10 protein-coding genes are annotated in these 11,897 nt (G+C 44.2%); 6 read left to right on the forward strand and 4 right to left on the reverse strand.

The genetic code is table 11. The features are described 5' to 3' along the window. Positions 1 to 13: 13 nt before the first annotated feature. Positions 14 to 1,402, reverse strand: a complete 1,389-nt coding sequence (locus QT327_RS16965) for a TolC family protein (RefSeq protein ID WP_246860297.1) — start codon at positions 1,400 to 1,402, stop codon at positions 14 to 16. 78 nt (positions 1,403 to 1,480) lie between these two features. Between QT327_RS16965 and QT327_RS16970 the strand changes: the two genes are divergently transcribed. After that, positions 1,481 to 2,089 carry a polysaccharide deacetylase family protein gene (locus QT327_RS16970; protein ID WP_289553530.1) on the forward strand — a complete coding sequence of 203 codons (609 nt, stop codon included), beginning with the start codon at positions 1,481 to 1,483 and terminating at the stop codon, positions 2,087 to 2,089. Between the two features lie 422 nt (positions 2,090 to 2,511). Here the strand turns inward: QT327_RS16970 and QT327_RS16975 are convergent, their stop codons facing one another. The 3 genes from QT327_RS16975 to QT327_RS16985 all read right to left on the reverse strand — a co-directional run bounded on the left by QT327_RS16975 (position 2,512) and on the right by QT327_RS16985 (position 6,727). Then, on the reverse strand, positions 2,512 to 3,324 hold the full coding sequence (locus QT327_RS16975) for a DUF4249 domain-containing protein (protein WP_165446943.1): 813 nt from the start codon (positions 3,322 to 3,324) through the stop codon (positions 2,512 to 2,514). Positions 3,325 to 3,335: 11 nt separating this feature from the next. Further along, positions 3,336 to 5,651, reverse strand: a complete 2,316-nt coding sequence (locus QT327_RS16980) for a TonB-dependent receptor (protein WP_130855548.1) — start codon at positions 5,649 to 5,651, stop codon at positions 3,336 to 3,338. A gap of 107 nt (positions 5,652 to 5,758) precedes the next feature. Beyond that, positions 5,759 to 6,727 (reverse strand): lipid A deacylase LpxR family protein, encoded by a 969-nt coding sequence (locus tag QT327_RS16985; protein ID WP_130855547.1) that lies wholly within the window; start codon positions 6,725 to 6,727, stop codon positions 5,759 to 5,761. Positions 6,728 to 6,922: 195 nt separating this feature from the next. On the opposite strand from QT327_RS16985, the gene QT327_RS16990 reads away from it, so the two are divergent. The 5 genes from QT327_RS16990 to QT327_RS17010 form a co-directional block, all read left to right on the forward strand. Continuing rightward, positions 6,923 to 7,636: a 3-keto-disaccharide hydrolase gene (locus QT327_RS16990; RefSeq protein ID WP_013667389.1), complete on the forward strand. Its 714-nt coding sequence runs from the start codon at positions 6,923 to 6,925 to the stop codon at positions 7,634 to 7,636. A 145-nt stretch (positions 7,637 to 7,781) separates the two neighbouring features. Further along, complete coding sequence (locus tag QT327_RS16995; protein ID WP_130855546.1) at positions 7,782 to 7,967, forward strand: hypothetical protein; 186 nt, start codon at positions 7,782 to 7,784, stop codon at positions 7,965 to 7,967. Between the two features lie 393 nt (positions 7,968 to 8,360). After that, positions 8,361 to 9,242 (forward strand): methylisocitrate lyase, encoded by an 882-nt coding sequence (gene prpB, locus QT327_RS17000; RefSeq protein WP_130855545.1) that lies wholly within the window; start codon positions 8,361 to 8,363, stop codon positions 9,240 to 9,242. 62 nt (positions 9,243 to 9,304) lie between these two features. After that, a complete protein-coding gene (prpC, locus tag QT327_RS17005) occupies positions 9,305 to 10,456 on the forward strand; it encodes a bifunctional 2-methylcitrate synthase/citrate synthase (RefSeq protein ID WP_130855544.1) in 1,152 nt (383 codons plus the stop codon). Between the two features lie 38 nt (positions 10,457 to 10,494). Continuing rightward, positions 10,495 to 11,897 (forward strand): helix-hairpin-helix domain-containing protein (locus QT327_RS17010; protein WP_354004785.1); only part of this gene is annotated, 1,403 nt, incomplete at its 3' end.

Below are 11,897 nucleotides of genomic sequence, written 5' to 3' on the forward strand. Positions count from 1 at the left end.
ATATAATAGCCCATTAATTATTAAAGGTGATGGGGCGACCTAAATAAAAGTCAATCACCTTGCTTCTAAAAATAAAATCGTATCGTGCTTGAATAAAATCAAATTCAGCTTTATTCTTGGCAGTTTGTTGTGTGGATAGCTCTACCGCATTTGCCAAACCTACATCGTAACGCTGTTTCAACACCTCAAAAGCATCCGAAGCCGATTTAAAATTTTCTTGCGTAGAGTAATACTTCTTCTCAGCCGTTCTTAGATCCAATACCGCCTGATTAACCACTTTATTCAGGTTGTTCTTCGCTAAGCGTTCATCATTCACCGCACTTTCGTAAGAAATCTTGGCTTTTCTTAAGGTGATGTTTCTTCTGTAATTGTCAAAAATGGGAATACTTAATTGTGCAAAAACGTTTGTATTCTTGTTACGATCCAGTTGCCTGCCTAAACTAACGGGTGTAACTATTATCTGGTCCCCAACAATATGCCTGTCACCTGCCTGCGATGAATAGTTCGTCCCATAACCAGCTCCAATGGATAATTGCGGATAAAAACCTCCTTTGGCGATGTCTATGTTTTTTAATGCCACCAATGTATTATATTCCGCCACCTTAATATCGGGATATTGTTGCACGGCCTCTTGATAAATGTCTTCTGCTACATAGCTGGAAACCAATTTTGCTACATCCGGCAAGGGCGGTTTTTCCAGGGCAATATCATTTACCGGGTTCATTTCCATTAACTGTTTCAGATCCAGGATGGATAAATCGTAAGCATTTTGCGCGGTAACCAGGTTTAATTCATCGGTGGCTAATTGGCTCTTCGCTTGGGATAAGTCGGCCAGCGTCTTATTACCTACTTCATAATTATATTTCTGCGCTTCTAATTGCTCGGTCGATAATGCCACCTGTTGCTTAGCAGCCGTAGCCATATCCTTATTACTTAAGGCTTCCAAGTATTTGGTTACCACCTGTAGTACCAGATCATTTTTTACTTTATCGACATTGGTTTGATTGGACAGCAATTGGTATTTATTCGCTTTAATCTGGTTTACTTTTTGAAAACCACCAAACAGCAGCATATTACCCGTTACACTCGCACCTGCTTGTGTAACTGATGTATTAATCAAGGTTCCCGCAGTCTGGTCAAAACTTAAACCCCAATTCTTAGACCCTTGTACGGTACCACTAACCGATGGGTAAAGGTCCATCTTCGCCTGCAACACATCCTCTTCACTCAGCGAGCTTTGAAAGACAGCCTGTTTAACCTGTAAATTATTACGTAAAGCCTGATCTAGAGCTTCTCGGATGGTAATGGTTTTCTGCGCGCTGGCGGAAACGGAGATGGCACATGCAATTAGTACTGAGCTGCCATATTTAAAATATTTCATTGCGGGTTTACGTTGTATCATCTAGTAAATTTTTCTCAACTTCTTATTAATGTATTTAATTGTTTTACCTTCGCCCTAAACAAATCACTGCGCCGTAAAATGAATATTGTCAAATCACCTTTATGGTTACGCTTACTTCTACCTAAACTCACCTGGAATCGCAATCGGAAAGAAAAGCATATTTATTTAACCTTTGACGACGGACCCATACCTGATGTTACACCAGAGGTATTAAATATCTTAAAAAAATATAACATTCAAGCTACCTTCTTTTGCGTTGGCGAAAACATTATTAAACATCCTGAAATTTTTGAGCAAGTCAAGCTTCAAGGCCATCGAGTAGGCAATCACACCTATAACCATTTAAAAGGCTGGCAAACACCTTTAGCTACTTATTTGGAAAATGTAGAGAAATGCCAACAGCTTACCCAAACGAATCTATTTCGTCCTCCTTATGGTAAGTGCACCCTTCCACAGTTCAAAAAACTAAGAGATACATACGAAATCATCATGTGGGATGTGATAACCTACGACTTTGATCACAAATTGAGCCCCGAAGCCTGTTACCAAAATGCCATACAGCATGTTACCAACGGTTCTATCGTCGTATTTCACGACAATATAAAAGCCATACCGCGCTTACTTTACGCCCTCCCAAAAGCCATTGACTATTGGCTGGATAAGGGTTATGAATTTAAGCTTTTGTAGTGATAGTTAAGTGGTTAAGTAGTTGAGTGGTTAAGTAGTTGAGTAGTTAAGTGGTTAAGTAGTTGAGTAGTTAAGTGGTTGAGTGGTTAAGTAGTTAAGTAGGAAATTAGCCGATTATTCGTAAGTGTTTGCTTTTTTTGGTACTCATGAGCTCCCTACGGTCGGTTAGACAATGTGATAATAGGTGGTTTGTGCAAGCCTAATGCTTACTGCTTATAGCTTATTGCCTAAAGCCTACTTATGGCTTATCGCCTAAATCCTTTAATAAAATCTTGTGTCCTGATACCTTTGTCTTATGTCTGGGTTAAGTTGAATAGTTAAATCGTTGAGTAGTTGAGTAAGGAATTAACTTATGTGATAATGGGCGTTCATCATTCATCATTCATCATTCATCATTCATCATTCATCACTCGTTATCCCCCCTACTCAATCGTGGTAGATGCCCGTGTTATACTATGAGCACTAAAATACCCTAAAGCGCCATTGCTAAAGTTTGATTTCGGATTGGCGGGTGCGGCAGAGCCCGGGTTGTTCGACTGAATGCCGTTGAAATAGGTATAAACAGCTTGATCGATGCAATGCTGCTCCACCTCTACATAATCGCCCACAGCTAAATCCAGGTCTTCATGATATAAATTTCTTTGCACCTTCTTGCCGTCATTAAACTTATCATTATAAGCAAAAACGAAGTTCGAGGGTTTTCCATTCACGGCAACCAGGTACCGATAATAATTCTTCTCGCCGGGCGGGTCCTGATATACAACCCCCACCGTTTTCTCCTCGTCGCCAAAAAAGCTATCGGTCACCGTCCCGATGGAGTCAATGGCAATAGGCGCAGGCATCGTTGAACTAGCCATATATTGCTCATTCTCAAAGTCGACTGTCAATCTATAAGTCCGGCCTGGATTCGCCTGATAGTTGTTTATTCGATATTGTCCCGGGCTCACCTCTGTAAAGGTACGCTCCGCGGACGTTCCTTCTTCTTGGATTTTCACAACGGCACCGGACTGCGGGTTATTGGTACTGTTTGATGAGAAGGGTACCGTTTTGGATATATAAACATAATGCGTTGTTTCGGTATTCGACACCCCGCCTTCTATCACCAACACCTGATCAGCTTCTTTTAATTCAATATCAATCACTTCTTCACAGGAACTTAAACCAAAAAGAATCATTGAAACAGTTAAAATATTTATATACAATTGCTTATTTAAAAAAGAAAGGGATTTTTTCATAGTTATCATCCTTAAAATTTAAAATTCCACGTTACTGAAGGTATAATACCAAACAAGGCCACTTTATAGGCTTCCGTAACATTCGGGTCATTTTCATTTTCCCTAAAATCAATAATATAAGCGTTTTTCCGGTTATAGGCATTATAGAGACCAAAGGTCCAGCTCGACTTAAAACGTTTTCCGGGTTTCGATTCCAGCGTCGCCCCTAAATCCAAGCGGTGATAATCCGGCATACGATAACCATTTCGCTCCGTATAGTACCAAGTGGATTTACCACCGATACTATATTTTCCACTTGGGAAGGTAACGGCATTACCCGTGTAATATACAAAGGTTCCGGAGAAACTCCAACGATCGGAAAATTTGTACATACCCACAATCGCAATATTGTGGATACGGTCTTGGCGGGCAGCAAACCAATTACCATTGTTGATTTCATCAAATCTTCTTTTACTTCGGGATAATGTATAGCTAACCCACCCATTCAAGCGGCCCGTTCTTTTCTTCATAAAAAGTTCCAGTCCGTAAGACTTACCCACACCATATACCAATTCCGCTTCTACATGCGCGTTTGCCTGTAAATCAGCAGCATTTTTATAATCGATCTGATTTTGCATATCCTTGTAGTACACCTCCGCAGAAAATTCGTACTGATCATCATTAAAATTCCGATAATACCCCAAGGCACCCTGATCCGCTATTTGGGGCTTTATATTGTTACTGCTCAATACCCAGGCATCCGTCGGTAACGATGAGGTTGTATTCGTGAGCTGATGTAAGTTTTGTGTATTGCGGTTATAGGAAGCTTTCACGCTGCTATTCTCATTGAGCATATAGTTGACGGAAAATCGCGGTTCCGGATTAATGTAGCTCTTTACCAATTTACCACTTCCATAAATATCGGTTTGAATAATATCACCTTCTGAATCATAAGTATTAAATTCACCGGGCCCCATTAATAAGAAGGAATTCAATCGCAAGCCATAAATAAAGCTGAGCCGATTACTAGGTTTCCATTCATGCGAGAGGTACGCCGCCAGCTCATAGCCTTGCCTATTTTCAATTCGCAACGAATTGATATCCGATTCTTCCGAGGCGTCGATACCCGCCGGTGAGATTTCCTGCCGCATTAGGTTTAATCCGAAACGTAGATTGCTGCGACTACTTGAAAAGTAATGAAAATCCTGTTTCAAGTTCAAATTCTGTATACGCGAGTTGATTTTCAAATCATTGTTATCGGTATACACGCCCACATTATACTTAAAGTCGCTGTAAATAAATGAGGTGTTTGAGAAAAGTCGGCTATTGAAGACATGGTTCCACCGTAAGGTTCCGGTAGCATTTCCCCAATCGAAATCGAAGTCGTTTGCATAGCCCAGCACGTCCTTTCCGAAATAACCTGAAAGATAGAGTGTATTGTTTTGATCAAGCTGATAATTGGCTTTTAAGTTCAAATCATAAAAATACAGAACGCTGCTGTTTACCGAAGTGTCCGAAGAAAGCTTCAGAAATAAATCAGCGTAGGTACGCCTACCGCTTAACATAAAAGACCCCTTGCCCTTCTTTATGGGGCCCTCCACCTTTAATCGAGAAGCAATTAGGCCGATGCCGCCATCCATACCGAAACGTTGATTATTACCATCCAGCATATTGACGTCCAGTACCGACGCCAAGCGCCCACCGTATTGCGCAGGCATTCCACCCTTATACAGGTTAACATCTTTGATCGCATCGGAGTTAAAGGTAGAGAAGAAGCCCATCAAATGGGATGCATTATAAACCATGGCTTCATCAAGTAAAATCAAATTTTGATCGGTTGTTCCTCCCCGCACAAAAAAACCGCTATTCCCTTCGCCCGCACTTAACACTCCCGGGAGCAATTGAATGGTTTTTAACACGTCGCGTTCCCCAAACAATACGGGCACATTATTCACTTCCTTAATGCTAATTTTGTTGACACCCATTTGCGGGCTTTCGATTTGCTCCCTACTCGAAACGGCATTGATTTCGACTGTTTCGAGTTGATTAGCCGGCTCCAGTGAAAAATCCAGGCGGAGATCCCCGCTTAATTCAACCGCTCGTTCTTGCATGGTATAGCCTACCGAGGATACCTGAATGGTGTACCTTCCTTTTGCCAGGCTTAATGAGTAAAAGCCATACGAATTGGCGCTAACACCGGAAGCGTTCTCTTTCACCTTGATGCTGGCGCCGATCAATGTCTCACCACTGGAAGCGTCTCTCACGGTGCCACTAAGCGTTATTTGTTGGGCGAAGGAAAAGGAAAAGAAATAGAGAGAAATAGTAATTGATAAAATAAAAGCTTTCAAGGCCTTGCGTTTAATATGAATTTATGAGCTTTTTTGCGTGCACTTTATTCCACTAGACGCAGGGCACTTTAAAATGTTACAAATAAATTACAAATTTATTGTGCGTATTAAAAGGCATATCCAATCGAAATGGAGCCAAACTGATGGGCAGTGGCATTACTTTTAACTTCTTTGGTATTAAACTGGAGATGCGCGTCGATCGTTACGTGACGATGCGCATAAGTGAAGCCAACAATTTGACTAAGCATCCAAGGCTTAATGCCAAAGGTAACAGGTCCTTTGTCATCCAGTAACATCCCTCCCTGTATGCTCGCATCGTATAATCGGTAAAACAGCATTGGCCGATAGTAAAAGTAACGCTCTTTATTGACAACCTCGCCTTTTTGAAATAACCGACTCCCGTTATAAGCAGACGCGTACAAAGCGTTCAATTTGCCAAGCCGCAATACCGGGCCCGCACCGATAAAACTTTGATTTAAGCCCAGAGACATGCTTGATTGAAGCTGCAGATCCATTTTACCGGAGGTACTTCGTAGTAGCAGTCGACTATACTTCGCCCGCAAATCCAGTGTTACATGATCGCGCAATTGATACTCCCAACCGCTGATTTCATAAAAGCCGAACAGATTGTGAAAACCTTCCTGTAGCGCCTCGCCAAAAGCACCTTTACCATATAAGCCCACTTCTGCACCAAGGTTTAAGCTCGATTCGTCCCGATAGAACCATGCCTTGTTCACCCGTCCATATAAATAGGCGGTAAAAGGCCTGTCCATCAATACCAACTCGCTGAAACCGTTATATGCATTATATAGTTTATGGCCTATCGCTATTCCCCAGATCTTCTTCTTAGCACTCGCAGCACTAAAATCCTTGTCGACTAATTGACGATAGCTAAAGGATATTCCGTTAGTATAGTATTGGTCCTGATTAATGAACAAATAGGCATCGTTATCACTATGAATAGACAATTCATGTAACAGTTCAGTCTGCGCACGTCCTTTATACGCAATTAAACATAAAAAAATACACACGCCCATCAATAGGACTTGCGTATGGCTGATCGATCGTAAGCTCATGAAGAAGAGCCAAACTTATACAAATTGAAAATATCAGTCAAGGTGAATGAAACAAAGTTGTTAATGAATCCTTAAATATGACAAAACAACTTCAATTTTCCGGAGATTTTTATATCTTGCGCAAAAACGTTTTAACAGTTAACCACAGTAAACGAATCAGAACTAAAGAACAACAAAAACATTAAGAAAAAACAAATGAAGAAGATTTCACTAAGTATCTGTGCCTGTTTATTCCTGGCTACAGCTACCTTTGCGCAAAAGCCAAATGCCTTAAGCTCTAAAGAAAAGAAAGATGGATGGGTGCTTCTATTTGATGGAAAGTCCACTACAGGATGGCACACCTATCAAAAAGACAAGGCCACTGCCGCATGGTCTGTCAAAGACGGTGCCTTAGTTTTCGATCCAACCGTTGATAAGGCGGAAAAAGGCGATTTGGTAACCGACGCCGAATATGAAAATTACGATCTGACCTTGGAGTGGAAAATAAGTGACGGCGGAAACAGTGGTGTTATATTTGGTATCCATGAAGATCCAAAATATGGTGCAACTTACCAAACAGGAATAGAAATGCAAGTATTGGATAACATCAATGCGGGTGATCGCTTTATTCCCAATCACTTAGCAGGTTCATTATACGATTTAATCGGAGGACCTGACGTTTCCAAACCAAAGCCGGTTGGCGAATGGAACCAAGCGCGTATTCTGTATAATCAAGGAGAAATTACTTTGTGGTTAAACGGGGTACAAACTGCTCATGTCAAAAAAGGTTCTGAAGAATGGAATCAATTGATTGCCAAAAGTAAATTCCACGATTGGGAAGGATTTGCCAAGTATCCTAAAGGAAAAATTGCCTTACAGGATCATGGGAATGTCGTCTCTTTCAGAAACATCAAAATCAAGCAGTTATAACAGGGATTACCTTCGGTGAATCCCTGTTGGTCAGCTTCGCCTTTAACATATAGATGAAGGTGTTTAGATTAAAAGAACGATTTTTTTTGTCACTTTCTTCCGCTGACCACGAAGTAGCTTGAATGCCTTTAAAAACGAACGAGTGATGAAAAAAGTAACCAAAACCGACCGTAGGGAGCTCATGAGTACCAAAAATGGACAGAACGCGAATAAACTCATCGCTTGGAACTTTGCTTTAAAGGTAGTGCCTCAACGTAACGTGCAAACCGCAAATTTCCTAGGCGATATTTCAGCAGAACGGAAGGCTTCTACTTTTAACCCGACGTATTAGCCTTAGCTTAGTACTATAGACTTGTGCGTCGGAAGAACGGCCTTGGAGGATACCGAAGCAACGAGCAGTATAGCATTTGCACACCTGTTCATCTTGCAGCACACAAGCGGATTGAGGAAGTGAAACGGCTCCAATACGCGCCACGAATGCTTTGCCATCGGTTGCGAGGTAGCCTACACAGCCTTGATCTTTTGTAACTTTTGGATCAAACCAAAAGTTAAATGCCTTTAAAAACTAACGAGTGATGAAAAAAGTTGATTAAAAAAATCGTTCCTTTTATAAGCGTAAAATTCTTGACAATTATAATTAGCTTATACGCTTCTTAAATAAAATTTGTAACTTGTTTGGCCACCTTACCTTGTGTTCGGTGGCCAATCTTTTAAACACCCTATTATGAACAATTCTTCTGCGGGATTACGCTTTAAAGAAGCGATGGAAAAGAATAGACCTTTACAGATTGCCGGCGCTATTAACGCCAATCATGCTTTATTGGCTACACAAGCTGGTTTTCAGGCATTGTATTTATCAGGAGGTGGTGTAGCTGCAGGTTCTTTAGGCATTCCTGACTTAGGAATCACCAACCTCGAAGATATCTTAATTGATGTCAATCGGATTACCAATGTTACCGACACGCCCTTGTTGGTGGATGTGGATACGGGGTTTGGACCTTCGGCCTTTAATGTTGCCCGTACGGTAAAGTCCTTGATTAAGGCCGGCGCGGCTGCCCTTCATATCGAAGATCAGGTAGGAGCCAAACGCTGCGGCCATCGCCCAGGTAAGGAAGTCGTGAGTACAGACGAAATGGTCGATCGGATAAAAGCGGCCGTAGATGCGCGGACTGATCCCAACTTCCTGATCGGTGCACGCACGGATGCGCTTGCGACAGAAGGAATTGAAAGAACACTAGATCGAGTAAATAAGTACCAAGAGGCCGGGGCCGACTTTATTTTTGCAGAGGCTGTACACGAAATCCGGCTATACGCAGAATTCGCCAAAGCGAGCGGTTTGCCTATATTAGCCAATATAACCGAATTTGGTATGACACCCTTATGGACAGTTGCTGAATTGCATGCCGCCGGTGTTCGTCTTATTCTTTACCCCTTATCCGCTTTTCGGGCGGCCAATAAAGCGGCCTTAAAAGTGTATACACATTTGCTGCAGGATGGTTCGCAGCAAGCGGTCATAGCAGATATGCAAACACGGGAGGAACTTTATCAAAGTATTGGATATTATGATTTCGAGACGAAACTTGATAAGCTATTCAAAAAGACATGAAGAGCTGTAATTTTGGCTGAGACAGCATTATCGTCACCTATAAACATGAAAAACCCATAATTATGACAACAGAAGAGAACCAACCATTTAAACCAAAAAAGTCAGTTGCCTTATCAGGCGTCCTAGCGGGAAATACAGCCTTATCCACCGTCGGACGAAGCGGTAATGATCTCCACTATCGGGGATACGACATTTTAGATCTCGCAGAGGGTGCCTCTTTTGAAGAGGTCGCTCATCTGCTCATCCATGAAAAATTGCCAAATGCCGCAGAACTTAATATCTACAAGGCGAAATTAAAAGCCTTGCGTGGCTTGCCCATTATTGCAAAAAATGTATTGGAACAGATTCCCGCTGCGGCACACCCGATGGATATCCTCCGTACGTACACTTCTCTTTTAGGCACCATATCGCCCGAAAAAGACGATCATAACATCTCGGGTGCTCGAGATATCGCCGACAAACTAATGGCCTCCTACCCTTCTGCGTTGCTGTATTGGTACCACTATTCGCACAACAGCAAACGCATCGAGGTGGAAACGAATGACGACAGTATTGGCGCACACTTTTTACATCTCTTACACGGAAAAGAACCGAGCGAATCATGGATTAAGGCAATGCAGATTTCTTTAAATCTCTACGCCGAGCACGAGTTTAATGCTTCAACCTTCACCGGCCGGGTTATCACGGGTACCGGTTCGGATATTTATTCGGCCATTACGGGAAGCATTGGTGCTTTACGTGGTCAAAAACACGGAGGTGCCAATGAAGTGGCGTATGACATACAAAGTAGGTATCCCAATGAAGAAGAAGCGGCAAGAGATATTGAAGCTCGACTGGAACAAAAAGAAGTGATCATCGGCTTCGGTCATCCCGTGTACACCATTGCCGATCCACGCAATATTGTTATTAAGAAAGTAGCCAAATCGCTATCGGAAGAAGTTGGCGATCTCAAACTGTATAAGATAGCGGAGCGAATCGAAACCCTGATGTGGGAAAAGAAAAAAATGTTTCCCAACCTCGATTGGTTCTCTGCCGTCTCTTATCATATTATGGGCGTCCCTACTTTGTTTTTCACGCCCTTATTTGTTATTTCAAGAGTGAGTGGTTGGAGCGCCCACATTATTGAACAACGGTTGGACGGTAAAATCATCCGCCCCAGCGCCAATTATATCGGACCGGAAAACAGAGCCTTTGTGCCACTTGATAAACGGTAAGGTTAGTTGTTAGTTGTTAGTTGTTAGTTGTTCTGGGCATGCTGACCTGCATCCGCAAGGCCTTTGATCTGGCGCGGGCACATCACGGGCTGGAGCTGACGCTGGCCACCGTACCGCAGGATGACCCCGAGGTGTACGATATGATCAGCGCGGCCGATACCATCGGGGTATTCCAGATCGAGAGCCGCGCGCAGCAATCGATGCTGCCGCGCCTGCGACCGCGGAACTTTTATGATCTGGTGATCGAGGTGGCCATTGTACGGCCGGGCCCGATCCAGGGGGATATGGTACACCCCTATCTGCGCAGGCGCAACGGTGAGGAGGAGGTGGAATACCCCTCTCCCGAGCTGGAAGCGATTCTGGGCAAGACACTGGGCGTGCCCCTCTTTCAGGAACAGGCCATGAAGATCGCCATTGTGGCCGCGGGCTTCACCCCTGCCGAAGCGGATGAACTGCGGCGCAGCATGGCCACCTTTAAGGCAAAGGGTCTGGTGAGCAGGTTCGAACGGAAGCTGATCGACGGCATGATATCACGGGGCTATAAAAAGGAATTTGCCGAAAGGGTGTTCCGCCAGCTGGAAGGTTTCGGAAGCTACGGCTTTCCCGAAAGCCATGCGGCCAGTTTCGCCCTCTTGGTCTACGTATCCTGCTGGCTGAAGCATCACTACCCCGACGTGTTCGCCGCGGCGCTGTTGAACAGCCAGCCCATGGGCTTTTACGCCCCCGCGCAGATTGTGCGCGATGCGCGGGAGCATGGCGTAACGGTGCGGCCCGTGGACGTCAACTTTTCCCATTGGGACAATACCCTGGAGGAGAAAACAGGCCCTTACTGCGCGCTGCGCCTGGGTTTCAGGCAGGTTAAGGGAATGAACCGGGAGGAAATGGAAGCGTTGGTACGGGCGCGGAAGATACCTTATACGCATATTCATTTCCTGCCGGATGCAGGGGTTTCCATCGCTTCGCTGGAGCGCCTGGCGGATGCCGATGCGTTCCGCTCGATGGGCATGGACCGCAGGCAGGCGCTCTGGGAAGTGTCGGCCCTCCATGATCGTCCCATGGGCATCTTTGAAGGGCAGCCTTCGGCGAGCACACCGGAAGAAAAGGTGCGGCTGCCGGCGATGTCAGAATCGGAACATGTGCTGCAGGATTACAGCTCGCTGGCACTTTCGCTGAAGGCGCATCCGGTGAGCTTTATCCGGCGGCAGCTTTATGAGCGGGGTATTCTGACCACGAGGGAACTGGACCGATGGCCCGATGGCACGCCCGTTCGGGTGGCCGGACTGGTACTGGTACGGCAGCGCCCGGGAACGGCGGGCGGTGTCTGTTTCATCACGATCGAGGACGAAACGGGCGTGGCCAACCTGGTGGCCTTTGCGAGCCTCTTTGAACGGTACCGGAAGGAAATCCTCTACTCGCAGCTGTTGATGGTAGAGGGTAAACT

Source organism: Olivibacter sp. 47 (assembly GCF_030372825.1).
Lineage (GTDB): Bacteria > Bacteroidota > Bacteroidia > Sphingobacteriales > Sphingobacteriaceae > Olivibacter > Olivibacter oleidegradans.

Excerpts from the sequence above, each read along its gene's own strand:
- QT327_RS16965 (WP_246860297.1), bottom strand. The coding sequence starts at position 1,402 with ATGATACAACGTAAACCCGCAATGAAATATTTTAAATATGGCAGCTCA.
- QT327_RS16970 (WP_289553530.1), top strand. The coding sequence starts at position 1,481 with ATGAATATTGTCAAATCACCTTTATGGTTACGCTTACTTCTACCTAAA.
- QT327_RS16975 (WP_165446943.1), bottom strand. The coding sequence starts at position 3,324 with ATGAAAAAATCCCTTTCTTTTTTAAATAAGCAATTGTATATAAATATT.
- QT327_RS16985 (WP_130855547.1), bottom strand. The coding sequence starts at position 6,727 with ATGAGCTTACGATCGATCAGCCATACGCAAGTCCTATTGATGGGCGTG.
- QT327_RS16990 (WP_013667389.1), top strand. The coding sequence starts at position 6,923 with ATGAAGAAGATTTCACTAAGTATCTGTGCCTGTTTATTCCTGGCTACA.
- QT327_RS16995 (WP_130855546.1), top strand. The coding sequence starts at position 7,782 with ATGAAAAAAGTAACCAAAACCGACCGTAGGGAGCTCATGAGTACCAAA.
- prpB (WP_130855545.1), top strand. The coding sequence starts at position 8,361 with ATGAACAATTCTTCTGCGGGATTACGCTTTAAAGAAGCGATGGAAAAG.
- prpC (WP_130855544.1), top strand. The coding sequence starts at position 9,305 with ATGACAACAGAAGAGAACCAACCATTTAAACCAAAAAAGTCAGTTGCC.